This window comes from Snodgrassella gandavensis (assembly GCF_914768025.1).
Taxonomy (GTDB): domain Bacteria; phylum Pseudomonadota; class Gammaproteobacteria; order Burkholderiales; family Neisseriaceae; genus Snodgrassella; species Snodgrassella gandavensis.
This window is the reverse complement of sequence record NZ_CAJZCE010000003.1, coordinates 21,693-47,646: the sequence shown is the minus strand read 5'-3', so window position 1 is coordinate 47,646 and position 25,954 is coordinate 21,693. Positions and strand designations below refer to the sequence as shown.

The following is a 25,954-nucleotide window of genomic DNA, read 5'->3' as shown; positions in this document are numbered from 1 at the left end:
TTTCAGGCAGGCTTTGTTGGCTGTAAAAGCTAACGATTGTCGGACGCAGGCGTAAGCCTGCTGTCACCAAAGGACATAATGATGAGTCAGATTGTAGAAATAAAAGTGCCAGATATCGGTAATTATACTGGTGTCGATGTTATTGATGTGGCGGTCAAGGTTGGCGATAGCATTGCGGTAGATGATACCCTGATTACGCTCGAAACCGATAAAGCCACTATGGATGTACCCGCTGACCATGCTGGTGTGGTTAAAGAAGTACTGGTTAAGGTGGGTGATAAAGTTTCTGAAGGCAGTGTAATTGTAAAAGTGGAAGCGGCCAATGCTGCAACTGCTCCTTCAGCAGCAACTGATGCACCAGCCAAGGCAGCTACCACTGAAACAACTAGCGCAGCTGCACAGGCTGTTGCTGTGAATGTGCCTGATATTGGTAACTTCTCAAATGTAGATGTGATTGAGGTGGACATTAAAGTCGGTGATGAAGTGGCAGTTGATCAGACACTGGTTACACTTGAAACCGATAAAGCCACCATGGATGTACCGTCTACAGTTGCCGGCAAGGTAACTGCGGTACATGTGAAAGTGGGGGACAAGGTTTCTGAAGGCAGTGCCTTGATTGAAGTGGCTGCAGCATCTGCCAGTGCTGATGCGGCTGTACCAGCAACGCCGGCACAAAAAGAAGCTGCAGAAATTAAAAAACAGGTGGCCGCAACTCCTACGGCTGAAAACAATGATTTGCGTGCCGAAATTAAGAGCCAAATTCCACAGGCCTTTGGTAGCTCTGATATTGATGAAAAAGGTTTTGCGAAAGCACATGCCAGCCCGTCTGTACGCAAACTGGCTCGTGAACTGGGTGTAGACCTGGGACGGGTAACTGGCAGTGGCCGTAAAGGACGTATTACACCGGTAGACCTGCGTAGCTTTGTTAAAGCTGTGATGCAGAAAGTTGAACAGGGTAGTGCAGGTGCTTCTCTTGGCGGTGGACTGGATTTATTGCCGTGGCCAAAAGTAGATTTCAGCAAATTTGGTGAAATCGAAGTTAAAGAGCTGTCACGTATCAAGAAAATATCCGGTCAAAATCTGGCGCGTAACTGGGTAATGATTCCTCATGTTACTTTGCATGAAGATGCAGACATGACTGATCTGGAGGCATTCCGCAAGCAGTTGAACAAAGAATGGGAACGTGCCGGTATTAAAGTATCTCCCTTGGCTTTCATTATCTTGGCTTGCGTGAAAGCTTTACAGGAATTTCCAGAATTCAACTCTTCGCTCGATGGCGATAACCTGATTCTGAAAAAATACATCCATATTGGCTTTGCTGCGGATACGCCGAATGGTTTAGTGGTGCCGGTTATCAAGAATGCCGACCAGAAAGGCCTGAAGGAAATCACGCAGGAACTGGCCGACATGAGTAAACGTGCTCGTGAAGGCAAGCTCAAACCACAGGAAATGCAGGGCGCCTCCTTTACCATTTCCTCTCTGGGCGGCATTGGTGGCACTGGCTTTACGCCGATTGTTAATGCACCGGAAGTGGCTATTCTGGGGGTGTGCAAATCCCAGATTAAACCGAGTTGGAATGGTAAGGAATTTGAACCACGCTTACAATGCCCGCTGTCATTGTCTTTTGATCACCGTGTGATTGATGGTGCAGCTGGTATGCGTTTTCTAGTATTCATCAGCCAGTTACTGGCTGATTTCCGCCGCGTATCTCTGTAAGTCTTTAATTAGAGGCTGCCTGAAAACAATTGGGTTTCTGGCAGCCTACATGCATGAAATACAGGTAAATTCTGTTGTGTTAATTGCAACAGCTAGGCAAAAGGTTAGACCATGAGCTTAATTGAATTAAAAGTACCGGATATTGGCAATTATCAGAATGTCGATATTATTGCGGTAGAAATCAAACCGGGCGATACCGTTGCGGTAGATGATACGCTGATTACGCTAGAAACTGACAAGGCTACTATGGATGTACCGGCAGAGACTGCTGGGGTGGTGAAGGAAGTTAAGGTTAAAGTTGGTGATAAAATTTCTGAAGGTGGTGTGATTGCGGTGATAGAAGCTGCGGCCAAAGCAGAAACAGCAGCAGCTTCTGCGGCGGAAAGTGCACCAGTAGCCGCACCGCAGGCCGCCAGTTACAGTGGCAGCAGTGATGCTGAATATGATGTAGTTGTGCTCGGTGGTGGTCCAGGTGGCTATTCTGCTGCTTTTGCAGCAGCCGATGAAGGATTGAAAGTTGCCATTGTAGAACGCTATGCTACTTTGGGTGGCGTGTGTCTGAATGTGGGCTGTATCCCTTCTAAAGCTTTGCTGCACAATGCAGCGGTAATTGATGAAGTTAAAGAACTTAAAGCCAATGGTATCGAATATCCGGCACCGAAAATCGATATTGATCAGTTGCGCAGCTACAAGGAAAAAGTTGTAGCCAGAATGACTGGTGGGCTGGCTGGCATGGCTAAAACCCGTAAAGTGGATATTATTCGTGGTAATGGCTGCTATATCGATCCACATCATATTGAGGTCAAACTGACTTCAGGTGAAGGCAGGGCAGAAACAGGTGAAACGACAACACTGGCTTTCAAGAATAGCATTATTGCTGCTGGTAGCCGTGTGGTTAATTTGCCGTTTATTCCTGAAGACCCACGCATTGTTGATTCAACTGGCGCACTGGCACTGAAATTTGTGCCTGAAAAAATGCTGATTATCGGTGGTGGTATCATCGGTCTGGAAATGGGTACCGTGTACAGCACACTGGGCGCACGTCTGGATGTTGTCGAAATGATGGATGGTCTGATGCAGGGTGCTGACCGAGATATGGTTAGAATCTGGCAGAAGAAAAACGAACATCGCTTCGATAATATTATGCTGAATACCAAAACCACGGCTGTTGAAGCCAGAGAAGATGGTATTTATGTCACGTTTGAAGGAGCCAAGGCACCGACTGAACCACAGCGATATGATTTAGTACTGGTAGCTGCTGGTCGTGCCCCTAACGGTAAATTGATCGGTGCTGAAAATGCCGGTGTAGCTGTAACTGATCGTGGCTTTATTAATGTTGACAAGCAAATGCGTACCAATGTGCCACATATTTTTGCTATTGGTGATATTGTCGGTCAGCCGATGTTGGCGCATAAAGCAGTGCATGAAGCTCATGTGGCCGCAGAAAACTGTGCCGGCCATCAGGCTTACTTTGATGCGCGAGTGATTCCGGGTGTGGCTTACACCAATCCGGAGGTAGCATGGGTAGGCATGACTGAGGATCAGGCCAAAAAAGAAGGTGTAAAAATCACCAAAGCAGTGTTCCCATGGGCAGCTTCCGGTCGCGCTGTAGCTAATGGTTGCAGTGAGGGTGCTACTAAGCTGATTTTTGATGCAGACAGTGGCTTGATTATCGGTGGCGCGATTGTTGGCCCGAGTGCCGGCGATATGATTGGTGAAATCTGTCTGGCCATCGAAATGGGCTGTGATGCAGACGATATCGGCCGCACAATTCATCCGCATCCGACACTGGGCGAATCCATAGGCATGGCTGCTGAAGTGGCGATGGGTACTTGTACTGATTTACCGCCACAACGCAAAAAATAAGCAGTAAATGCTTATATTGCAGGCTGTTCGAATATTCTCGAACAGCTTTTTTATTATCTGGAAATATTCTGTTGTTAAAAGATAGCTTTTGCTTACTTAATCTTAATTACATATACAAATAATATATAAATTTAACTATGAAGTTGCATTTGGTCATTCCAGTACGGTATTTATTCAGTTATTATCTGAAATAATGTCTAGCTAAATCACTGTTAGCAGGTTGTTGTAAGCTTAAATTTTTATTAATGAGTCTGAGTACAAGTTTAATGAATATCAACAGCAAGAAGCATTCTAATATCACCCCGTGGATTATTGGTGGACTGATACTATTAGCCGCCATCAGCCTGTTTATCGGGCTAAAACCAATTCTGATGCCCTTTGCAGCGGCTGGAGTGTTGGCTTACATTTTGAATCCGCTGGTAGAAAAATTGCATCGTCTGAAAATTTCCCGTTCGGTAGCTGCCATGCTAGTCATGTTGCTCGGGCTGAGCGTGATTGTGATTCTGTTGCTGATTGTTGTGCCGATGCTGATTAATCTGTTCGATAGTATTTATGCTAAATTACCCGATTTTCTCAACTGGGTTCATCATAAGCTTGTTCCTTGGTTGAATCAGACTTTTCATATACGCATTCGCTGGGATGTGGATTATATGTCCAGATATGTAGGGCAATGGATTCAAACTCATAATGCCAGCATTAAGGATGCTGCATCGAAAGTATTGCCTATGGTGTGGCAGCATGGCAGTGGCATGGTAGAATGGATTACCAATCTGCTGTTATTGCCTTTTTTACTATATTATTTTCTGCTGGACTGGAATCGCTGGACAGCAGGTATCCGCCATTTGATTCCTCGCCGTGCTTTACCTACTTACAATCGCATAGCTACCAATATGGACACAGTACTGGGTGCCTTCCTGCGTGGTGAATTGCTGGTTATGGTGATCATGGGAATGGTTTATGGGCTAGGACTGGCACTGGTGGGGCTGGAATCCGGATTTGCGATTGGTATGGTTGCCGGTTTGCTGGTATTTGTGCCTTATCTGGGGGCTTTTACTGGTCTGCTACTGGCAACACTGGCGGCATTATTGCAGTTTGATGGCTGGACGGGATTATTAATGGTGTGGGGCGTTTTTGCAGTAGGTCAGTTTCTGGAAAGCTTCTTTGTTACCCCAAAAATTGTGGGTGACCGGATTGGCTTGTCGCCATTCTGGGTGATTTTTTCGTTAATGGCATTTGGGCAGTTACTTGGTTTTGTTGGCATGTTGCTGGCACTGCCACTGGCGGCTGTGTGTCTGGTACTGATTCAGGAAGGAACACAGGTATACTGGCGCAGTGATTACTTTCGCCAATTGCCGGAAAATGCCATCATTAAAGATGAAAAAACGGACTAAGACAAGCAATCTTAATTACTTGTCTGTATAGATTGTCAGCTAAAAAACAACAAGGGCACTTGCTTTTATGCTGCGAAGTCATTAAAATTCTGCGTTTCATGATTTGTATATGTATGTTAGGAGATATTGATGGCCAATAGTGCACAATCTCGTAAGCGCGCTCGTCAGGCACTGAAACAACGTGCTCACAACGCCAGCTTGCGTACCGCTTTTCGCACTGCGGTTAAAAAAGTATTGAAAGCCGTTGAAGCAGGTGATAAAGCTGCTGCTCAGGTTACTTACAGCGAAAGCGTTAAAGTGATTGATCGCATTGCTGATAAAGGTGTTTTTCATAAAAACAAAGCAGCACGTCATAAAAGCCGTTTGGCTGCCAAAATCAAGGCTATGGCTGCCTAAGCTGATTTCTATCATCGCATGAGACGATTCTCGTGATTGCCATTATTACAAGGCTGTTCCCATTGTGGGCAGCCTTATGTTCTATTTTTGCCTATCGTAATCCTGCCGTTTTTATTCCGTTAAAACCTTATATTTCTGAAATGTTAATGCTGGTGATGTTATCCATGGGCATGACACTGAAAATAGAGGATTTTACTCGAGTACTGAAACGGCCGGCTCCTATAGCGGCCGGTATTGGTTTGCATTACCTGATCATGCCGCTGGCAGCATGGCTGATTGCCAAGATGCTGAATATGTCGCCAGAATTACAGGCAGGCATGGTGCTGGTAGGGTGTGTGGCCAGTGGTACTGCTTCCAATGTCATGGTGTTTTTATCCAAGGGTGATGTAGCACTATCGGTAACTATTAGTGCTTTGTCTACTGTAGTGGGTATCTTTGCCACGCCATTATTAGCAAAGATGTATATTGCTGCATCTATTGCTGTACCAGTTATGAATATGCTGAAGGAAATTTTCCTGATTGTGGCTTTACCTATCGCTTTTGGGGTAACCATTAATTATTTTGCACCGCAACTGGTAAAAAAAGTTGTACCTTCACTACCATTGATTACCATGTGCTTGATTATCATCGTATTGTCTACTGTAGTATCACTGAGTAGTGATAAAATCGGCATTGAAACAGCCATTGTTGTCATTGGGGTGATTCTGCATAATGCTTTGGGACTGATTGGCGGTTACTGGGGTGGCCGTTTGTTTGGTTTCGATAAATCCATCTGTCGTACTCTGGCATTGGAAGTAGGTATGCAGAACTCTGGTTTGGCCGCTGTATTGGGTTCCAACTTCTTTGGACCGATGGCAGCCTTGCCCGGTGCAATATTTTCATTGTGGCATAATATTTCCGGTTCGTTTCTGGCTAGCTACTGGTCTGGTAAGCCCACAGGCACCAGTAACGATCATCTGAAACGTGAAGATGTTAGTTTGCATTGAGGTTTGGCATTGATAAAAAAAGCCCGGTTATTTAACTGGGCTTTTTTTAGGTAATGATTTGCTGAATCGAGGATGCATGGCTGGCTGATTCATCATGGTCATACATGAAATCTGATGTATCTTGTATTGGTTGCGTTGCTATTGCCAGTATTCATCTTCATCAGGTAGGGAAGTATCTGCCCATGCCTGCTTAATTGCAGCATGAATAATATCCATACTAAAACCACGATAGGCAAGAAAATGCATGTATTTGTGTTTTTCTTTCAAATCAGCCGGTGGCTTACGATATTTTTTCTGCAATACAGTCACAGCATTACTTATCTGTTCATCTTTGTCTGGTAAATAGTCTGCAATCAACTCAGCATCAACCCCTTTTTGTTTCAGGCTTTGCTGTAAACGCAGATTGCCATGCATCCGGCTTTTGCTGTTGATATAGGTTTCAGCATAACGTGCATCTGATTGCCAGTGCCGCTGTTCCAGTTCATCTAGTAAGGCTTCCAGATCATCGCCCTCGTCAACATGGGGACGTAGTTTACGTGCCAGTTCGGCACGACTGATTTCCTGCCGTGCCAGTATGGTGATGGCACGGGCGCGTAAACTGATTTTTTGCTTCATGCACGGATATCGCTGTCACCATGATGACGCATACCATCATCAATCTGTGGCAGGTTATCGATAATAATGTCTGGTTTGGTTTGGGTATTTTGTGCTAGCTGTCCCATGTCGGCATAGCCCCAAGTTACTCCACAGCTTAATGCACCGGCAGCCTTGGCAGCCAGAATATCATTGGCTGAGTCGCCCACCATCAATAAATTCTCGATTGGCACGCCTAATACTTCTGCCGTGTGTAATAAAGGCATGGGGGAGGGCTTCTTTTCGGCCAGTGTATCACCGCCCACAATCAGGCTGAACGCATCGGCTAGACCGAGCTGGCACAATAGTTCCACGGCCAGAATTTCATTTTTATTAGTGATTACCGCTAAAGGTAAGCCCCGGGCACGGAACAGTGCCAGCGCAGTTTCTACTTCTGGATACGGGCGGGTATGAACGCTTAAATGAGTACGATAATAAGCGATAAAGGCAGTAAAGCCCTGCGTCCAGCTTGTTTCATCTACCTGACCATCTTTACTGCCGCTGAGTGCACGGTGTACCAGACTGGACAGACCATCACCTACGTAGGTGGTCAATTCAGCAGCGGGCAGCGGCGATAAGTTTAGCTCAGCACGCATATGATTGGCAGCAGCACATAAATCGGCAATTGAATCGACCAGAGTGCCATCCAGATCGAATGCAATGGCATGAATATCATTCCATTTCATGATAGGCAGTATTGATTGAGTAAAAGAAGTCTCTATTTTATCACGTCCATACCGTAGGTATGGCTGCCTGCGACTGTACATTTACTCTGTTTGGCCATCGTTTTTGCTTTGCATTTGAAACTGGTGGGCATAAATAGCTAGTGCCTGCTTTAGCCATTAACTATAAGGGGCTGGATAGGATCGCGGCTAAATATGTAGGTGATATGCTGTTTAAATGTAGTATCAGCACGCAGAATATTATTCGGGAATGCAGGCTGGTTAGGAGCATCTGTATAGCCTTGTGGCTCAAAACAGATAGCAGCAAATGGCCGGAGTGATTTACGCTTGGGTAGCTGCTGTTCGTGCAGGTGCTGGGCATTATAAACCACCACCACTGGCGCATCGGTTTTAACCGCCATGGACAGGCCGGTATCTGGTGCGCTTATGCGTGCAATGATGCTGTTAGCTGAATGCGGTGGTAATACATAGGCTGTATCAATAATGCTGTTGGCGATTGGACGGGCAGAATGAAAATCAAGTGCAGCCGATGCTTTGGTGATGGCACCGGTTGGCATCATGTTGTTATCGGTAACGATAATTTCCTGTGGTAACAGCCATAGTTGATGCTCGCTGACGGTATTTTCATGCAAAGCCAGATTAAAATAACTGTGCTGGGTAAGATTGATAAAGGTATCCCGGTCTGATTGGGCGCTAAAATCAACATTTAATTCATTGTTTGCGGTCAGGGTATAACATACCTGTACATTCAGGTTGCCGGGGTAGCCTTCTTCGCCATCGGCACTGAATAATTGCAGGGTGACAGAAGCTGCATGTTCATCTGCGTGGGTGGTACTGACTGTCCACCATTTCTGGTCAAAGCCGGTATAGCCACCGTGCATATGATGTTCACCCAGATTGGGTGTGAGCTGGATAAGTTCCTGATTAAGTGGTGCATGGGCGTGGCTGATACGGCCGGCATGGCGGCCGATTACCGCACCTAGATGCGGGTTGCTGCTACGATAGCTGCTGCTGGCATAGTCTTCAGCACTATCAAAGCCCAAAACACACTCAACCAGCTTATTGTCCCTGTCTGGCATCACAATCGAAGTAATAATGGCACCAAAGTCCATAATCGATACCTGCATACCATCACTGTTTGCCAGTGTCCACAGGGTAGCGCTTTCACCATCTATCAAGCCGAATGGTTGCGTGTCAATGGTACACAATGATTGTTCATTTTGTTTCATTCTGTCCGGCCTCTTCATCAAGATTATGTAAAAAAGCCAGTTTTTCCGCGATTTTAATTTCCAGTCCGCGTGTTACTGGCTGATAGAATGCTGGTTCATCCATATTTTCCGGCATATAAGTTTCACCAGCCGCATAAGCATGCGGTTCATCATGAGCATAACGGTATTCACGACCGTAACCCAGTTCTTTCATCAGTTTGGTAGGTGCGTTGCGTAAATGTACCGGTACTTCACTGGACGGATGTTTTTTGACAAATGCACGCGCCTCATTATAAGCCACATAACCTGCATTACTTTTGGCAGCGCAGGCCAGATACAACACTGCCTGTGCCAGAGCCAGTTCACCTTCAGGGCTGCCAAGCCGTTCATAGGTTAGGGCTGCATCATTGGCTATCTGCATCGCCCGCGGATCAGCCAGACCTATATCTTCCCAAGCCATGCGGATAATCCGCCGTGCCAGATAACGCGGGTCTGCACCTCCATCCAGCATACGGCTAAACCAGTATAGGGCAGCATTGGGGTGAGAACCACGCACAGATTTATGTAATGCTGAAATCTGTTCGTAAAAGCTGTCACCACCTTTATCAAAACGGCGTAACTGAGTACCCAGACTATTGGCTGTTAAGGCCGCACTGATTTCAGTCTGTTGCTGTGCCTGCGCAGTATGAATCAGTTGCTCGAGTAAGTTGAGAAAGCGTCGGCCGTCGCCATCGGCACTGTTGAGGATTAATGTTTGCGCATCGGTAGCAATGGTAAAAGATTTGAATTCAGGCAGGCTGAAAACTTTTTGCTGTAGCTGTTGCAGTTCTTCGATGCTGAGTGAATGGAGGGTGTAAACCTGCGATCGGCTCAAAAGTGCCGGATTAACTTCAAAAGAGGGATTTTCTGTCGTGGCACCAATAAAGGTAAACACGCCGTTTTCTACATAGGGTAAAAATGCATCCTGCTGTGATTTATTAAAGCGGTGTACTTCATCTACAAACAGGATGGTACGCTGGCCATGCTGTAAAGCTAGCTGGGCTTTTTCCACGGCTAAGCGGATTTCTTTTACCCCAGAGAAAACTGCAGACAGTGGGATAAACTGGGCATTAAAGCTTTGTGCCAGAATGCGAGCCAGTGTGGTTTTGCCTACTCCCGGTGGTCCCCAAAGCAGCATGGAATGCAGATGTCCGGTTTCTACAGCAACCCGTAATGGTTTAGCTGTACCAATCAGGTGCTGCTGGCCAATTACTTCATCCAGATTCTGCGGACGTAGCTGTTCCGCCAGTGGGGGTAAAGGTTTCTGATTAAATAAATCCATGTCGTGTCATTCAGTACACGGTAGTTCGTGTAATATATTGTACCTGATTGTATGAGTTTTGCTCGGTATATAACTGTTGCACTATGTGTATAATTGCCATGACTACATGATATATAAAAAGGACAGTTGTATTTTAGTCTGATTTTAATCCAAATGAAAAAAAGTCAACGAATAAAGTATTGTTTTGATTATTTTTTGTATTGGTGGCTATAGGGGTTAACATTAGATATGGCCAAAAATCAGAAGATAGGCTGGTTTCTGGCATTGCCGGATATGTGATTGATCGGGAGTGTTAGTGCCAGTTAAGTAAGCCGCCGTGTATCCGTGGCTTAGGAACAATTGACCTGTCACTAGAGCGTAAGCAATATTGTAGCTGTGTTGCGAAACGCACCAAACGCAAGCTCAATATCAAAGAAGTTGCAAAATGGTTGATCCTCAGGCTCGCCAGCAAAGGGTAGCTGGATTTTTTGCATCTCAGGCTGGAGTATGCAGCTTAAAAATGCAGCGTTATTAACTTGGTCCAGATATGATTGGATAATCATACAGGAGAAATAATGAAATACATTAGTACCAGAGGGCAGACAGCACCAAAAAGCTTCAGTCAGGCATTAATGGCCGGTCTAGCTGATGATGGCGGTTTGTTGTTGCCACAAAACTATCCGCATGTAGATGCAATTACCCTGCATGACTGGCGCTCATTAAGTTATGCCGAGCTGGCCATGCAGATTATCAGTCTGTTTGCTACCGATATTCCCAAAGCAGATTTGCAGGCAATCATTAATAAAACCTATACCACAGAAGTGTTTGGTAATAATGAAATCACACCGCTGAGAACATTACATGATGGTATCTGCATTGAAGCACTTTCGAATGGGCCAACACTGGCATTTAAAGACATGGCCATGCAGTTGCTGGGTAATCTGTTTGAATACGTGCTGGAGCGTGAAAACCGTTATCTGAATATTATTGGTGCTACCAGTGGCGATACCGGTTCTGCTGCTGAATATGCTTTGCGTGGCAAGGAACGGGTAAATGTATTCATGTTATCGCCATTTGGCAAAATGAGCGATTTTCAGCGTGCGCAGATGTATAGTTTGCAGGATAGGAATGTCTTCAATATTGCCATTAAGGGCATGTTTGACGATTGTCAGGATATTGTGAAAGCATTGCAAAATGATCATGCATTCAAAGCTCATTATCACCTGAGTACAGTTAACTCCATCAATTGGGGAAGGATTGTGGCTCAGGTAGTGTATTACTTTAAAGGCTATTTTGCCGCTACAAGTACTAATGAGCAGAAAGTATCATTTTGTGTACCCAGTGGTAATTTTGGCAATGTACTGGCCGGACACATAGCCCGCAGTATGGGCTTGCCTGTTCATCGTCTGCTTGTGGCTACTAATGAAAACGACGTATTGAACGAATTTTTTAATACCGGCCATTATCGTCCTCGAGATGCTGCACATACCTTTGTTACTTCCAGCCCATCGATGGATATTTCCAAGGCATCCAATTTTGAACGCTTTGTTTATGACTTGCTCGACCATGATGGTGCACAGGTTCAGCAGCTATGGCAGCAGGTTGCTACAGGCAGCGGATTTGATTTAAGCCATCTGCTGGATAAAATTCAGCATCAGTATGGCTTTGCTGCTGGTAAAAGTACCCATGCTGACCGCCTGCAAACCATTGCTCAAGTGTATGCACAAGATGGGGAACTGATTGATCCGCATACAGCAGATGGGGTAAAGGTGGCGCGACAGTTGCGCGAAGCCGGCGAAATCATTATTTGTCTGGAAACTGCGCAGGCCGCCAAATTTGCCCAAACTATTCATGAGGCAGTCGGGGATGGCGTGGTGATTCCACGCCCTGATAATCTGGCCGGACTAGAGGATTTACCGCAACATGTTACCGTGATGGAGAATGATACTGCTGCGGTTAAACAGTTCGTAGAAGCTCAGTTGGGGTAAGTAAACCAGCCAATCGGAATTTGTTTTTGCAATTGTGCATCATAAAAAAGGCCAGCATGTTTATGCTGGCCTTTACTGGTTTCATTTAGAAATTATCTGGATTTTCCAGTTTATCTACTTTCTGTTTTAACTCTTCTGGAGTCAGTGCAATTTCCTCACTCGGATCAGCGGCCGCTGTAGCCACAGCTATCGGATTATATACGGAAATGTACTCTGAACCATCGGAGCGCTCTTCAATGGTATACATAACACCACTGCGGTTAAAGCGGTGACATTGGCGCTGATACCAGCCACGAAAACCGGATTTCGGCTCATTTGGATTGTGATAAAACGCATTGAGCACTTCGGGCAAACCAAGACCACACACTACTCCGGAAAGCAGTACACAGATAAAGGTGTATCCAACCAGAATATCACTGTATTTGGCCAGTGCCGGCATATTGGCTACAGCCAGAATCAGAGCTAGTGAAATACCACCGCGTACACCGCCCCATGACAAAATGGTTAGGCTGCCATGATAGCTTTTCTTATAGACTTTCGGAAACAGCATAAATGCCAATATGTTGCCAATGAAACGGCTCAGATGAAGCAGTACGAACGCCACAATACCGCCGATAACCAGCGTTTTGCTCATATCAACAATAAAGAGTTCCAGACCAATCAGGGTAAACAAAAACGAATTGATGATACCCTCTACCGCATGCCAGAAATTATTAACGTCATCAATTTCTTTCTTCTGTAATACTTCCTGCCATTTGTTACCGACAATCAGGCCGCCTACTACACAGGCAATCGGGCCGGATGCATGAGCAAAATAAGCCACTAGATACGAACCGGAAGCCAGCAGTGCTGTTGCCAGAATCAGTGACTCATTTTCATGTTTGCCATGTAAGAGACGCAGCGCACCAATACCGAAAATAAACCCGATAATCACCGCAACAATGATTTCATAGAAAAAATTCTCAACCACACCAACCGGTGAAACATGCTGTCCGTTAATCAGGGTAAGAATGGTCATGAATACCACGATACACATGGCATCATTGAATAATGATTCACCCTCCAGCTTTACCATTAAGTGGCGAGGCGTGCGCACTGAGCTTAATACGCCCTTAATGCCGATAGGGTCTGTGGCACCAAGAGCCGAACCCAGCAGCAACAATACCAGCAAGGGCACATGATCGCCAACCAGAAACTGGAACGCATAAAGCAGACTGCCAAAGAGTGCTGAACATAACAGCAAGCCCAATGTAGCCAGAATCAGAATCTGGCGCCAGTAGCGTTTTAAATCAGAAATTCTGAATTTGAGGGCTGAGGAGGTAAGGATAAAACAGATTACGCCGTTTACCAGAAAATCATAAAAGTTAATATGGCTAACAGCGGCTTTTAACGCCATGATATCCACATGAATAAAATGATTACGCCCGAACAGATTCATACCCCATTGCAGGGAAAATACCAGAATCGCGGAAACAATTGGCACACCAATGGCCTGAGGCATGTCAAATAAACGTTTATTTAAAAGCGTGGTGACAATAGACAGCGAGAAGATAACCGTAATTGCCTGTAAAAAAAGTACACTACCCATCCAAACAGTTTTCCTTTATTGAAGTGTTGTAATAAATCATGGTTAATTCGAATCTGGCGCAGTTTTATAGCAAGTTTCCCTTGAATAGAAACATGCAATAGTAGTAACTCACGAATCAAATTCATCCAGTAAATCCGATGCCGGAATAAAATACAGGCTGCCGCTTACCGGGGTACTGAAATCCAGCAGGCGGTCTACATGCCCTTCAGCATTACCAGTAAACATATGTTGCAGCATTTGGCGTGTTACCGCAAAAGAACGTGCATAACCGATAAAAAACGTGCCATACTCGTTTTTCGATGGATGAGCAAATGCAACATTGGCGCGAACAATTTTCAGCTCATTGCCTTCAGCATCATAAGCTTTGCTTACATTGTTATGTGCTGTTTGCGGTTTTTCCTCATCAGACAGTTCAATATCATTGAAACGGCGACGGCCAATGACTTTTTCCTGCTCTTCCACTGATAATTGTCGCCACGCCTGCATATTATGCAGATATTTCTGGGTAAAGGCATAGCTGCCATTGCGGAACAATGGGTCTTCATCACCTACCAGTGCGTAATCAGTTTTAGTTGTGTCTTCTGGATTTTCCGTACCATCAACAAAACCAATGATGGCACGTCCATCAAGATAACGAAAGCCACTTACTTCATCAATAGAATAAGTAGCGTCTGCCAGCAACTCGTGAATCATTGCAGCCATTTCATAACAGATATCCTGACGATCTGCGCGAATATGAAAAAACAAATCACCTGATGTGGCTACGGCTGTATGTCTGTCACCTTTGATAGCAGTAAAAGGCACCAATTCTTTTGGCTTTGGTTTTCCCGGGCGTAATTTATCCCATGCATCCGAACCAATTCCCATTAATGCATTGAAGTTTTCATCGTGAAAACGGCCATGCATACTGCGTACTAAAGCTGAGAATCCGGTGATGAATTCAAGCACTCTGGCAATGGCTATATCATTATCCTGTAGGCCAAGGATAATAAATAATGCGCTTTTACCCGGATAGGCTACAACCGGCGGTATTCTGTCTATTGTCATTAATAAATACTTTCCTAAACCAATATTATAGTGAAATTAACAAGCGTTATTAAGTACAAAACAGGCATAAAATTAAATATTGTTAACCATGTTCCGGAAAAAACCGCAATATAACCTTTTTCAGTCTGACTGATTAACTCAGGTAACAAATCTGGCCATCTTAGCTACCCTTTTCAGCAATGCAGTAAATAAATAGAGCTATTTAAGCATAAGATATGAAAAATCTAGATAAGAAACGACAATTATAACCTAAAATCTTATAAAAGCTTTTATTTGTTGGGATTTTTTCGCTAGTATAGATTATTTACTATTACTAACTATTACTCTGGGAAAGCAATGCATCACTCATTTCCACTGGTTGAAACCATCGTTGGTGGTTTATTTTTTGCCTTTGTACTTGGCTATATCGCGCATAAGCTGCGAATGCCTCCACTCGTCGGTTATCTGCTGGCGGGCATAATCGTTGGTCCTTATACCAAAGGCTTTACCGCAGATATGCACTTGTCACAGCAGTTGGCTGAGCTGGGTGTGATTCTGCTGATGTTCGGAGTGGGGCTGCATTTTTCTATCCGTGATTTACTGGCTGTAAAACGTGTGGCCATACCGGGTGCGCTGATTCAGATAACACTGGCTACCTTGCTGGGCTGGCTACTGGCCTGGCTGGCCGGCTGGCGTACCGGTGCTGGTGTGGTGTTTGGGCTGGCACTATCATGTGCTTCTACCGTTGTGCTGATAGCAGCTTTGCAACGCTGGCATCTGGGCGATTCTTCTCAGGGACGAATTGCTACCGGCTGGCTGATTGTTGAAGACATAGCCATGGTATTTGTGCTGGTGATGATTCCAGCACTGGCACCGGTTCTATCCGGGCAGGGCAGTGTTTCAGGTGCTAATCTGCTTTACTTGCTTGGCAAAACCAGCGTCCAGATTGTCGCCTTTGTCCTAGTGATGCTGTTTCTCGGACGTAGATTGATTCCATGGTCTTTACAGCGGGTGGTTGGCACCGGTAGTCCTGAGCTTTTCCGGCTGGCCGTGATTGCCGTTGCTTTGGGCTGTGCCATACTGGCAAATTATCTTTTTGGCGTATCTTTTGCACTGGGCGCTTTTTTTGCTGGCGCCATTATTAGTGAAACCAGCATGAACCATACTGCTGAAGATGCTTCCAGTGGCTTGCGCGAATTTTTTACCGTACTGTTTTTTGTTTCAGTAGGCATGCTGTTTGACCCCAGTATTATTATTCGAGAACCATTATTGCTATTGGCAACCCTGCTGGTGGTAGTAATAGGCAAAAGCCTGGGGGCATTTCTGATTGTGCGCGTATTCGGATATCCGCCACAAACTGCACTGACAATCGCAGTGGCATTGGCACAGATTGGTGAATTTTCCTTTATGATTGCCAGTCTGGGGGCGGTATACAACATCCTGCCACCATTGGCCAGTGACCTGATTCTGGGCAGTGCCCTGATTTCAATTATCTGTAATCCATTTTTATTTGTCTGGCTGAATCGTTATGTGAAAAAACAGTTCCAGCAGGAAACAATAGTAACAGCCAGTGTGCCTGATAGCGGCATGTTGTCAGATAAGCCCCATGCAAAAGTGGCGGCACCAATTAAACCAGTATCGATTTATTTTATTGATGAAGACATGGCAGTGGCTCCTCCTGTAAGCAATCATACAGTACTTGTCGGTGCTGGTCCGGTTGGTCAGGAGGTAATCAGGCATTTGCAGGCACAGAATGAAACCGTGTATGTACAGGAAAACCGTCTTGAGGTAGTCACCCAATTGCGTGCACGCCAGATACCCGTAGCCTATGGGCACGCATTATCAGATGGTATGCTGGATGCAGTATTTGTGGCTCAGGCCAAAAACCTAATTATTACCATCCAGAATAAAACCGAGGTAGAGTCGATTATCAAAGCGGCGCTGGCGCTCAATCCGCAGCTACAAATAGTAACTTTCAGCAGATATGAACAAGACAAACAGTTATTTATTCAGGCAGGTGCAACTAAGGTCGTCGACAGCCAGATTGTATTAGCCAATGAAATCATGCATGCATTCGGACAGGCATCAATCACTTAGCACTGGATTAATATAGGCAAAAAAACGGAAATTATGCAGGCAGATTTTGCTTAGTATAAAATTTCACCAGATTTGAGTATAAATTGCGATAAGGTTAGCAGGTAAATCTGAGAGTTTTTTTGCAACTTGTTCTGTAGCACTCAATAGACAGGCATAGGCTGGTAATATTAATGATTACTGGCTTATGCCTGTTTTTATTTATTTGTAATAGTGCTGATAAACATTTCCAGTTGTTTACGGCTAGTGATTTTACTGTCAATTTTGATATAGATACTGTGCTCTTCTGGCACAAGCAAAACCTGATGTACTCCAGCCATTTGCATTAATTGCTGCTGGGCATTATTGGGCAAAGTTTGTTTACTATCCAGAGTTAAGCGCAGGCTGGCTAAATAGGGCGGTTCCCGCATGGTAAAACTAAGCAACAGCCATGCAAGAGTCAACCCAATACCGAATAAGAATACCGTATGCGCACCAGTATGTGCTGCCAGCCAGCCGCCAGTTGTGCCACCACAGGCTACGCCCAGAAACTGACCCGTAGCATAAATACCCATTGCCGTGCCTTTATAACCTGCTGGTGCTTCTTTACTTACCCATGAGGGCAGGAGTGCTTCCATCAGATTAAAAGCAATAAAGAACAATAAAACACCTACAACCAATGGCCAGAAGGAAGTATCAGCCAGCCACAATATAGCTTCAGCAATAAGCAGCACGGCAACGCAAAAGATAAAAACCCGCCGCATTTTTCGTTTGCTTTCAGCATAAATAATTGGTGGCAGAACAGTAATGAAAGCAATCAGCATCGTATACAGATAAATCTGCCAGTGACTGGCCGCTGGAAAGCCTGAGAGCTCCAATTGTACCGGTAAAGCTACAAAAGTTGACATCAGCAGGAAGTGCATACAAAAAATACCGATGTTCAGCTTAAATAGCGAATGATTACGCAACACGGTACCAAAGCTGCCACGTACCATACCTGAGTCACGATTAAGAATATGAACACTGCTGTCAGGAACAAAAAATAGAGTAAGCACAATAGCGGCCAGTGCCAGTGCTGCAATTACCCAGAACAAACCATGTAAACCTATCGCATGTGTGATTATTGGCCCGCATACCATAGCAATCGCAAAAGTGATGCCGAAGCTGATACCAATAAAAGCCATGGCTTTGGTACGATTCTGTTCACGGGTCAGGTCGGATAGCAAAGCCATTACTGCTGCCGCAATGGCGCCACTGCCCTGTAAAGCACGTCCCAGAATTATTCCCCATATGGAGGTGGTTAAAGCAGCAATGATACTGCCCAGAGTAAAAATCAATAAGCCACCAACAATTAAAGGCTTGCGGCCAAAACGGTCAGACCACAAGCCAAATGGAATCTGTAAGATTGCCTGCATCAGACCATAAATTCCGATTGCCAGCCCAATCAGGCTTTCACTGGCGTCCTGTAACGTCATGCCATAGGTAGTCAGAACAGGCAATACCATAAACATACCCAGCATGCGCAGTGAAAAAACTGCCCCTAGCCCCCAGGTAGCACGCCTTTCGGCAAAATTCATTTGCGTATCATTGTTCTTGGAATTCATTTTGAATACAGCTTAAAAGAAAAACCTGCCTATTGTAAAAGAAACAAAGGCAGGTTGGGTGGTTTGCGTATTGTTATATATTTATGTTTACGGTATCAGCCAGCCAGACTTAATACAGTTGGTGACGCCGGGGTCATAAAGTCTACCGACATCATTATGCTTAAAGTAGTGATAGCAATAATCGAAAACACAAACAGTTTGCGTGCCCATATACGGTCATTATTCTGGGCTTTATAACCAGATAATGCCATGCATAGCCACCACATGCTGACAGCCGCAGCCACTATCAGATATTTGTATCCGGCGTAGCCTCCGATAGACAGCATCAATGTTGCAAACATAAAGGCAATGATATAAAAAGTGATATGGTGTTTTGCTACTGCAATGCCTTTTACAACCGGTAAAACCGGAATATTAGCGGCCTGATAATCCTTAAAACGATAAATCGCAATTGCATAGGAATGTGGCATCTGCCAGAGACTGAAAATCGCCAGCAGAATAAGTGCACCCGCATCAAAATTATTGCTTACAGCACAATAACCGATAACCGGTGGTGCGGCACCTGATAGACTGCCGATTAATGTTCCGTAAACGGAATGCCGTTTCATATAGAGACTGTAAATCCCTACATAAACCACAAAGCCCATAACGGATAACCACATGGCCAGCGGATTTGCGCCAAAGTAAAGTATAGCAAATCCGGCAATACCCAATATCGTAGCCAGAGCAAAGGTAACACGCGCAGAGGCCAGTCCTCGTGCCAGTACACGATTCTTGGTACGTTCCATTTTCGGATCAATATCGCGGTCAATCAGGTTATTAAACGCACAGCCAGAGGCCACAACCAAAGACACGCCCAGCAGGGTAAGAATAAGCAGGTAGCCGTTTATGCTGCCTTTGGCAGCCAGCAAAAACCCGCCGACAACCGAAATAAGGTTGCCGACGATAATACCTGGTTTTGTTACTTGCAGGTATGGCTTAATCATGAACTGCCTTTAACCTGACACCATGTTTGCATTGAGGCTCCACATAATCCAGATGGAAAGGCCTACCAACAATACAATCACAATCACGGTGAAGATAAATGAAATCAGATTCCAGCGCTCTTCAGGATTACTGCCCAGATGGAGAAAACATACCAGCTGAACCAGAAGCTGCAAAACAGCAGTAATTACAATCACAGCAAACAGAGTTGTTTTATCTGCAGATTGATTCATTACCATCAGAAACGGAATCAGGGTTAATACCACCGACAGGATAAAACCAATGATGTAGTTTTTAGCACTGCCATGTTGTGGGATATGGTCTTGATGGTTTGAATGACTCATAACGCTACCCCCATCAGATATACAATTGAGAACACGCAAATCCACACGATGTCCAGAAAGTGCCAGAACAGGCTCAGGCAGTTGATACGCATGCGGTTAACACTGGTTAAGCCACGTGAAGCTACCTGAATCATCATCACAGCCATCCAGATCAAACCGGCAGTAACGTGCAGACCATGGGTACCCACAAGTGCAAAGAAGCCAGAGAGGTAGCCACTTATGTTAGGCCCTTTATTTTCGGCAATTAGTTGATGGAATTCATGTAATTCCATCCCGATAAAGCAAGCGCCCAACACAAAGGTAATAATCAGCCATAATAAAACCTGACTCTGCTTATTGCGGTTCATTGCCAGCACGGCAAAACCGTAGGTAATGGAACTCAATAAAAGAGCAAAAGTTTCCTCTAGCACAAAAACCAGATCGAAAATGTCCTTGCCGCTTGGACCACCTGCCGTGCCCGGCAGGAGCACGATATAGGTGGCAAACAGACAGGAGAACAAAATCAAGTCACTCATCAGGTAAATCCAGAACCCGAATACCTTCAGTGAACCGTTGTCGTGGTGAGCGTGTTCAGGCGTCTTACCGTGAATCAAGGTTTCAGTTGACATTATTTCAGTCCTGCTTTAGTTAATTCATCAAAACGTTTGCTTTCAATAGCTTCAATTTCAGCAACCGGAACATAGTAGTCCACGTCCGTATCAAAGCTTTTGGCAATGAGACTAATAATCATCCCAGCGAAGCCAACGATAGCCATCCACCAGATATGCCAGATCATGGCAAAACCGAAAATCAGCGAGAATACCCCGATAACCAAACCGGCAGCAGTGTTTTTCGGCATATGAATTTCTTCATATTTAGCTGGTTTTTTGTAAGCAATACCTTTTTCTTTTTCGTCCCAGAATGCATCACGGCTTTCAACCTGTGGCTGCACGGCGAAGTTGTAGAAAGGTACTGGAGAAGAAGTAGACCATTCCAGTGTACGACCGTCCCATGGGTCACCAGTAACATCAAGGTTTTCCTTGCGATGCAGACAGGAAACAACAACCTGAATCACCATGCAGACCACACCCAGAGCAATAAAGGCAGCACCAGCAGCGGCTACACACAGTAAATTATGGAAAGCCGGATCAATATGCTGGCTCAGACGACGGGTCATACCCATAAAGCCCAGTGCATATAATGGCATGAATGCTACAAAGAAGCCGATAAACCAGCACCAGAAAGCGCGTTTACCCCATTTTTCATTCAGCTTGAAGCCAAATGCTTTCGGGAACCAGTAATTAAGCGCAGCAAACAGACCAAACACCACACCACCGATAATGGTGTTATGGAAGTGGGCAACTAAGAATAAACTGCCATGCAGTACGAAGTCAGCTCCCGGTACGGCCAACAGCACGCCGGTCATACCACCTACGGAGAAGGTGATAATAAAGCCTACAGTCCACAGCATTGGTACATGGAAAGAAATGCGGCCCTCATACATGGTAAACAGCCAGTTGAAGATTTTCACCCCAGTAGGGATGGAAATAATCATAGTGGCGATACCGAAGAACGCGTTGACATTAGCACCTGAACCCATGGTAAAGAAGTGGTGCAACCACACGATAAATGACAGGATGGTAATGCACACAGTTGCCCATACCATAGAGGTATAACCAAACATAGTTTTGCGTGAGAAAGTAGCAGTAACTTCTGAATACACACCAAATATCGGCAGTATCAGAATATACACTTCCGGGTGACCCCATGCCCAAATCAGGTTGATGTACATCATCATGTTACCGCCCAATTCATTGGTAAAGAAGTGGGTACCGAGGTAACGGTCTAATGTCAGCATGGCTACAGATGCAGTCAAAATCGGGAAAGAAGTCAGAATCAGGATGTTACTGCAGAAAGATGCCCAGCAGAAAATAGGCATTTTCATCATGGTCATGCCAGGAGCACGCATTTTCAGGGTGGTAGCGATAAAGTTAACTGCGCTAACTGTTGTCCCGATCCCTGATATCTGTAAGCTCCAGATCCAGTAATCCACCCCTACACCCGGGCTGAATTCAAGGCCAGACAAAGGTGGATAGGCCAGCCAGCCAGTCTGGGCAAATTCACCCAGTCCCAGAGAAAGGTTAACCAGTACCACACTAACAGCAGTAAACCAGAAACCCAGATTATTCAGGAATGGGTAAGCCACATCACGCGCACCTAGCTGTAGCGGAATGACAAAGTTCATCAAGCCGATAACAAAAGGCATCGCCACAAAGAAAATCATGATTACACCGTGGGCGGTGAAAATCTGATCATAGTGATGAGGCGGCAAAAAGCCGTCACTGGTACCAGAAGAGGCAAGTACCTGCTGGCCACGCATCATAACCGCATCGGCAAAACCACGTACCAACATCACTATTGCGACGATGATATACATGATACCGATACGTTTATGGTCAACTGTGGTAATCCATTCTTTCCACAGATAGCCCCATTTATGAAAATACGTAATTGCACCTACCAGCGCCAAGCCAATGACGATGATAGCTGTAATCGTTACCATGACAATAGGTTCATGGAACGGTATCGCATCTAAAGATAATTTTCCGAACATTGTTTATTTCCTCGCAAGCTTACTCAGCACTGCTGGCAGCACTGGCCTGTAGAGCAGCAGGCATATTGTGATTGGCAAATTTAGCAATCACATTGCCGTACAAACTCGGATTTGCGCTGGAGAAATATTCCACTTTGTGGAATTCACTTGGCGCAGCCAGTTTGTTGAATGAAGCCATGTCATTAAGTGTATTGGGTGACTGTTTCACCTTATCCACCCACTGATTGAAGCTGGCTTCGTCCGGTGTAGCAATGGCAGTAAATTTCATGCCAGAGAAACCGGCACCGCTGTAGCTTGATGAAATACCCTTGTATTCACCGGCTGTATCAGCAATCAGATGAAGCTTGGTTTGCATACCGGCCATAGCGTAAATCTGGCTGCCCAGCTGGGGAATGAAGAATGAGTTCATCACTGTATTGGAAGTGATTTTGAATTCTACCGGGGTATCTTTCGGGAAAGCAATTTCATTAACTGTGGCAATGCCCTGTTCCGGGTAGATAAACAGCCATTTCCAGTCTAATGAAATTACTTCAATGACCACCGGTTTTTTATCACTTTCCAGCGGACGGTAAGGATCCAGAGAGTGAGTGGTTTTCCATGTGATTGTCCCTAGGATGAGAATAATCAGGATAGGAATACCCCAAACTATGGCCTCGAGTTTATTGGAATGCGCCCATTTCGGTGAGTATTTGGCATTACTACCCTCTTTATATTTCAGAGAGAATAGAATTGCCATGATAATCACCGGAATAACGACTATCAACATCAAGCCTATGGCTGTCAGTATCAGCGAGCGTTCTTCCTGACCTATATGGCCTTTAGGGTTTAGCAGAGCAGCATCACAGCCGCTTAAAAAAAGCGAACCGATCAGCATTGTCAATACTATCCCTGAGAGCTTACTTAATTTCATGTAACGACCTCAACATTACGGGAAACACGATTAACGTTTGTAAAAAACGGGAGTAGCTATTTTAAGACAATGTTGCGAAACTGTATATTGCCTAAAGCTATATATTATCTAAGGTATAGCAAACAAAACAAATTACTCTTTATTTCGTAAATGGCATTCAATATATAAATCAGTTATTTATTTCGTAATAGTAGGAGGGTGTTAGGTATGGTGAGAATATGGATAGTTATTAAATTAATATATTAATACAATTATTAACCTATAATTATTGTAATTAGATTACATTTCTGTTGTAGCAAAATCAGCTTTTTATTAAAAATAAATATTTGATGTAAAATGAAAAAAAATTATTTATTTTTGAGATGTAAAAAATGGCCATCACTATATTTACACTGCTTGTTTACTTATCCCTAATGAGAATTTTAATCTGAATCAAATTATCATTAATTTAGAAATAAATTATTGCTTTAAAAAATATTTTAAATATGCCTGTAAAAGTTAATGCAGCTAGTTTTATCTTTTATGTGTTTGTTTTAAATGTGGAATTGTAAAAAAATACTTGAGAATTTGGCAATTGGTGATGTGTTGCAAATATATCTATGCCACTCAGCCAGTAACTACTTTTGCTGATGAAAGTGCACAATGAAAGCAGACTACAAGCTTAGGATTAGACAATTATTTTATTATATTTTTTAAGTCTACTTTTCATACACAGCAATAGCCTTACCAGTGTAAAGCAGTTGTCATGCCATATTAGCGGTAAGTAATGAAAAAATCGGTTTTAATTGTAATAACGCAAAGTGTAGAGTCAGATAATTCAATCATTGTGTAAAGACTTAATACAAAGGATATAGGTATATTAAGCCTGTTTTGGCACCTATTGGCATAAAAATAAAGAAACGCAGGACAGGTGGGCGTTAATTTCAATATATGATTGCATCCGCCCTTAAGCCAGCCAGTATGAGAACTGACCGTTTTGCTGGTGTAGCTAAATGCAACCATAGCTCTACACTATTTTAAATTCACAACTTAGTTGTCTTGTCACGGGATAATCTTCTTAGTTGATGCTTTATCATACTGCTAAGAATGTCTGCAAGAAAAGTATACCGTTACACTGTATAAGTGGTTTAGAAAATTAGTTTAAACAGAAAAAATACCTTATTCAAGTTGAAACCTGCGTCAGCGGTTGAGACTCTTTAATAGTACATTCAATTGTTCAACACTGAATAAGTGGCTTAGCAGTATCGCTGAATAAGCGAAAAAAAACGGAAGTCACATGTTCCGTTTTTTTGTATACTAAATCCTTGTATTCACTCGGCCAAAGAAAATATAGACAATAACCGCTAGAAAACCAAAAGCCAGAGACAAAAAAAACATTGCCTGATAAGCGCAGTTTATTGAAATTATTTGATGTTGAGTGAGGTTGATTAATATTCCTGATAATACGCCTCCAAATGCACCACCAATTTGCTGTGTAACACGCGTGATAGCGCTCGTGTCCTTAATTTGATTTTTATCACAGAACTCAAATGGAGAAGAGAGAACAGCAATCGTGGCGACGCCTAATCCGGAACCTCGAACAGTAAAACCGATAATTTCAAAGGCGTTGCCACCTACTTGAATTATTAATATACTTATTGCTGATATTATTAATCCTACACCAATAATTAGAAATGAATTTATCTCACTTAGCGATTCATAAATAAATTTTCTAGCCAACCAAGCACCTACACCTTGTAGAGCTAGCAACATACCAATATATGTAATAGATATATTATCATTTATTGCTTGTATTAAGGGAAAAAAAATCATGAAACCAAAAAAGATAAGTGACGTCAGAAATCCCATAATTATTGCAAACGAATATTGAATACAACTAAATGAACTTAAATCGATCAGTTTACTGTCTGACTTGTTATTAATAATAAGCGAAACCATCATCAAACCAATACCTAAAACTAGCATAATAATATTAAAAATATCAAAAAAATGCCCAGAAGTGATATTTTTAATAGAGATGAAAAATATTATTAAAGCAATTAAAAATGTCATTAATACATAAATATTCATATTGTATTTAGACGTTTTATTATCAGGCATTGTCGTCCTGCCAAATAAAAAAGCCATAAGTACTAAAGGTATGTTGATAAAAAAAGCTATTCTCCAATTTAACTGTTCTGATATGATTGCTCCAAAAATTGGCCCTAGTGCAGGGGCAAAGACTGACGGAATAGCAATCAATGCCATAACCGGCTTTAGTCTTTCCTTACCAAAATAAGTTGCTATTGTAGATTGGGTAATAGGAATTAAAATTCCTGCACCAAAACCCTGTAGACATCTATACAAGATTAAAGAAACCAGGTTATATGAAAATCCAACTAATATAGAACCAACAAGAAAGACAAAAATTGAGCATACCCATGCTTTCTTGAGTCCAAAATTTTCATGTACATAAGGTGATAGTAATATGCCAGCTGCGCAAGCAAGCATATATATGGTAACAGCCCATTGCATATAAGCATAAGAGGTATTAATGTCATTCGAAATTGAGGGTAAAATAACATTAACAATACTGCTATCTAATAATGGCAATATACTAGATAGTGTCATAGCAAACACTAACTTTCTTTCTGAGGCTGTCAGGTCAATCGATTGCTTCATATTA

Annotated in this window: 20 protein-coding genes; 7 read left to right on the top strand and 13 right to left on the bottom strand. The window is 43.7% G+C overall.

The window, feature by feature from the left end; translation table 11 throughout:
* Positions 1-81 precede the first annotated feature (81 nt).
* The 5 genes from aceF (at position 82) to panS (ending at position 6,355) form a co-directional block, all read left to right on the top strand.
* Positions 82-1,716, top strand: coding sequence for a dihydrolipoyllysine-residue acetyltransferase (aceF, locus tag MJ764_RS03430; RefSeq protein ID WP_239324648.1), 1,635 nt, complete (start codon positions 82-84; stop codon positions 1,714-1,716).
* A gap of 111 nt (positions 1,717-1,827) precedes the next feature.
* On the top strand, positions 1,828-3,582 hold the full coding sequence (gene lpdA, locus MJ764_RS03425; protein ID WP_239324647.1) for a dihydrolipoyl dehydrogenase: 1,755 nt from the start codon (positions 1,828-1,830) through the stop codon (positions 3,580-3,582).
* 272 nt (positions 3,583-3,854) lie between these two features.
* Entirely contained in the window at positions 3,855-4,973 is a 1,119-nt protein-coding gene (locus tag MJ764_RS03420; RefSeq protein WP_420853922.1) for an AI-2E family transporter, read from the top strand.
* A gap of 129 nt (positions 4,974-5,102) precedes the next feature.
* Positions 5,103-5,369: a 30S ribosomal protein S20 gene (gene rpsT, locus MJ764_RS03415; RefSeq protein ID WP_025330392.1), complete on the top strand. Its 267-nt coding sequence runs from the start codon at positions 5,103-5,105 to the stop codon at positions 5,367-5,369.
* A 32-nt stretch (positions 5,370-5,401) separates the two neighbouring features.
* Positions 5,402-6,355 carry a ketopantoate/pantoate/pantothenate transporter PanS gene (gene panS / locus MJ764_RS03410; protein WP_239324638.1) on the top strand — a complete coding sequence of 318 codons (954 nt, stop codon included), beginning with the start codon at positions 5,402-5,404 and terminating at the stop codon, positions 6,353-6,355.
* A 138-nt stretch (positions 6,356-6,493) separates the two neighbouring features.
* On the opposite strand, the gene recX is transcribed toward panS, so the two are convergent.
* The 4 genes from recX to MJ764_RS03390 all read right to left on the bottom strand — a co-directional run bounded on the left by recX (position 6,494) and on the right by MJ764_RS03390 (position 10,200).
* The gene (gene recX, locus MJ764_RS03405; protein WP_239324636.1) at positions 6,494-6,970 is read right to left on the bottom strand and encodes a recombination regulator RecX; all 477 of its coding nucleotides are present in this window, start codon (positions 6,968-6,970) and stop codon (positions 6,494-6,496) included.
* Positions 6,967-7,674: a phosphoglycolate phosphatase gene (locus tag MJ764_RS03400; RefSeq protein WP_239324634.1), complete on the bottom strand. Its 708-nt coding sequence runs from the start codon at positions 7,672-7,674 to the stop codon at positions 6,967-6,969. Before MJ764_RS03400 ends, recX begins: the two co-directional genes overlap by 4 nt.
* A 149-nt stretch (positions 7,675-7,823) precedes the next feature.
* Positions 7,824-8,900, bottom strand: coding sequence for an aldose epimerase family protein (locus MJ764_RS03395; protein WP_239324632.1), 1,077 nt, complete (start codon positions 8,898-8,900; stop codon positions 7,824-7,826).
* Positions 8,887-10,200 (bottom strand): replication-associated recombination protein A, encoded by a 1,314-nt coding sequence (locus MJ764_RS03390; protein WP_239324630.1) that lies wholly within the window; start codon positions 10,198-10,200, stop codon positions 8,887-8,889. The genes MJ764_RS03395 and MJ764_RS03390 overlap by 14 nt, the downstream gene beginning before the upstream one ends.
* A 554-nt stretch (positions 10,201-10,754) precedes the next feature.
* Here MJ764_RS03390 and thrC point away from each other — a divergent pair.
* Positions 10,755-12,167 carry a threonine synthase gene (gene thrC / locus MJ764_RS03385; RefSeq protein ID WP_239324628.1) on the top strand — a complete coding sequence of 471 codons (1,413 nt, stop codon included), beginning with the start codon at positions 10,755-10,757 and terminating at the stop codon, positions 12,165-12,167.
* An 85-nt stretch (positions 12,168-12,252) separates the two neighbouring features.
* Here thrC and MJ764_RS03380 read toward each other — a convergent pair whose 3' ends face one another.
* Both MJ764_RS03380 and MJ764_RS03375 read right to left on the bottom strand, forming a co-directional pair.
* Positions 12,253-13,755: a cation:proton antiporter gene (locus tag MJ764_RS03380; RefSeq protein ID WP_239324626.1), complete on the bottom strand. Its 1,503-nt coding sequence runs from the start codon at positions 13,753-13,755 to the stop codon at positions 12,253-12,255.
* 108 nt (positions 13,756-13,863) lie between these two features.
* Entirely contained in the window at positions 13,864-14,802 is a 939-nt protein-coding gene (locus MJ764_RS03375; protein WP_239324624.1) for a Dyp-type peroxidase, read from the bottom strand.
* A gap of 336 nt (positions 14,803-15,138) precedes the next feature.
* Here MJ764_RS03375 and MJ764_RS03370 point away from each other — a divergent pair, with 336 nt between their 5' ends.
* Complete coding sequence (locus MJ764_RS03370; protein WP_239324622.1) at positions 15,139-16,878, top strand: cation:proton antiporter domain-containing protein; 1,740 nt, start codon at positions 15,139-15,141, stop codon at positions 16,876-16,878.
* 194 nt (positions 16,879-17,072) lie between these two features.
* On the opposite strand, the gene MJ764_RS03365 is transcribed toward MJ764_RS03370, so the two are convergent.
* The 7 genes from MJ764_RS03365 to MJ764_RS03335 form a co-directional block, all read right to left on the bottom strand.
* On the bottom strand, positions 17,073-18,458 hold the full coding sequence (locus MJ764_RS03365) for an MFS transporter (RefSeq protein WP_239324618.1): 1,386 nt from the start codon (positions 18,456-18,458) through the stop codon (positions 17,073-17,075).
* A gap of 95 nt (positions 18,459-18,553) precedes the next feature.
* Positions 18,554-19,444: a heme o synthase gene (cyoE, locus tag MJ764_RS03360; protein WP_239324616.1), complete on the bottom strand. Its 891-nt coding sequence runs from the start codon at positions 19,442-19,444 to the stop codon at positions 18,554-18,556.
* A gap of 9 nt (positions 19,445-19,453) precedes the next feature.
* A complete protein-coding gene (gene cyoD, locus MJ764_RS03355; protein ID WP_239324614.1) occupies positions 19,454-19,786 on the bottom strand; it encodes a cytochrome o ubiquinol oxidase subunit IV in 333 nt (110 codons plus the stop codon).
* Complete coding sequence (gene cyoC, locus MJ764_RS03350) at positions 19,783-20,394, bottom strand: cytochrome o ubiquinol oxidase subunit III (protein WP_239324612.1); 612 nt, start codon at positions 20,392-20,394, stop codon at positions 19,783-19,785. Before cyoC ends, cyoD begins: the two co-directional genes overlap by 4 nt.
* Positions 20,394-22,379, bottom strand: coding sequence for a cytochrome o ubiquinol oxidase subunit I (gene cyoB / locus MJ764_RS03345; protein ID WP_239324611.1), 1,986 nt, complete (start codon positions 22,377-22,379; stop codon positions 20,394-20,396). Before cyoB ends, cyoC begins: the two co-directional genes overlap by 1 nt.
* Positions 22,380-22,398: 19 nt before the next feature.
* Positions 22,399-23,253: a ubiquinol oxidase subunit II gene (gene cyoA / locus MJ764_RS03340; RefSeq protein WP_239324917.1), complete on the bottom strand. Its 855-nt coding sequence runs from the start codon at positions 23,251-23,253 to the stop codon at positions 22,399-22,401.
* Between the two features lie 1,332 nt (positions 23,254-24,585).
* Positions 24,586-25,950, bottom strand: coding sequence for an MFS transporter (locus MJ764_RS03335; RefSeq protein WP_239324609.1), 1,365 nt, complete (start codon positions 25,948-25,950; stop codon positions 24,586-24,588).
* Positions 25,951-25,954: the final 4 nt, after the last annotated feature.

Excerpts from the sequence above, each read along its gene's own strand:
- aceF (WP_239324648.1), top strand. The coding sequence starts at position 82 with ATGAGTCAGATTGTAGAAATAAAAGTGCCAGATATCGGTAATTATACT.
- lpdA (WP_239324647.1), top strand. The coding sequence starts at position 1,828 with ATGAGCTTAATTGAATTAAAAGTACCGGATATTGGCAATTATCAGAAT.
- rpsT (WP_025330392.1), top strand. The coding sequence starts at position 5,103 with ATGGCCAATAGTGCACAATCTCGTAAGCGCGCTCGTCAGGCACTGAAA.
- recX (WP_239324636.1), bottom strand. The coding sequence starts at position 6,970 with ATGAAGCAAAAAATCAGTTTACGCGCCCGTGCCATCACCATACTGGCA.
- MJ764_RS03400 (WP_239324634.1), bottom strand. The coding sequence starts at position 7,674 with ATGAAATGGAATGATATTCATGCCATTGCATTCGATCTGGATGGCACT.
- MJ764_RS03395 (WP_239324632.1), bottom strand. The coding sequence starts at position 8,900 with ATGAAACAAAATGAACAATCATTGTGTACCATTGACACGCAACCATTC.
- MJ764_RS03390 (WP_239324630.1), bottom strand. The coding sequence starts at position 10,200 with ATGGATTTATTTAATCAGAAACCTTTACCCCCACTGGCGGAACAGCTA.
- thrC (WP_239324628.1), top strand. The coding sequence starts at position 10,755 with ATGAAATACATTAGTACCAGAGGGCAGACAGCACCAAAAAGCTTCAGT.
- MJ764_RS03380 (WP_239324626.1), bottom strand. The coding sequence starts at position 13,755 with ATGGGTAGTGTACTTTTTTTACAGGCAATTACGGTTATCTTCTCGCTG.
- MJ764_RS03375 (WP_239324624.1), bottom strand. The coding sequence starts at position 14,802 with ATGACAATAGACAGAATACCGCCGGTTGTAGCCTATCCGGGTAAAAGC.
- MJ764_RS03370 (WP_239324622.1), top strand. The coding sequence starts at position 15,139 with ATGCATCACTCATTTCCACTGGTTGAAACCATCGTTGGTGGTTTATTT.
- MJ764_RS03365 (WP_239324618.1), bottom strand. The coding sequence starts at position 18,458 with ATGAATTCCAAGAACAATGATACGCAAATGAATTTTGCCGAAAGGCGT.
- cyoE (WP_239324616.1), bottom strand. The coding sequence starts at position 19,444 with ATGATTAAGCCATACCTGCAAGTAACAAAACCAGGTATTATCGTCGGC.
- cyoD (WP_239324614.1), bottom strand. The coding sequence starts at position 19,786 with ATGAGTCATTCAAACCATCAAGACCATATCCCACAACATGGCAGTGCT.
- cyoC (WP_239324612.1), bottom strand. The coding sequence starts at position 20,394 with ATGTCAACTGAAACCTTGATTCACGGTAAGACGCCTGAACACGCTCAC.
- cyoB (WP_239324611.1), bottom strand. The coding sequence starts at position 22,379 with ATGTTCGGAAAATTATCTTTAGATGCGATACCGTTCCATGAACCTATT.
- cyoA (WP_239324917.1), bottom strand. The coding sequence starts at position 23,253 with ATGCTGATCGGTTCGCTTTTTTTAAGCGGCTGTGATGCTGCTCTGCTA.
- MJ764_RS03335 (WP_239324609.1), bottom strand. The coding sequence starts at position 25,950 with ATGAAGCAATCGATTGACCTGACAGCCTCAGAAAGAAAGTTAGTGTTT.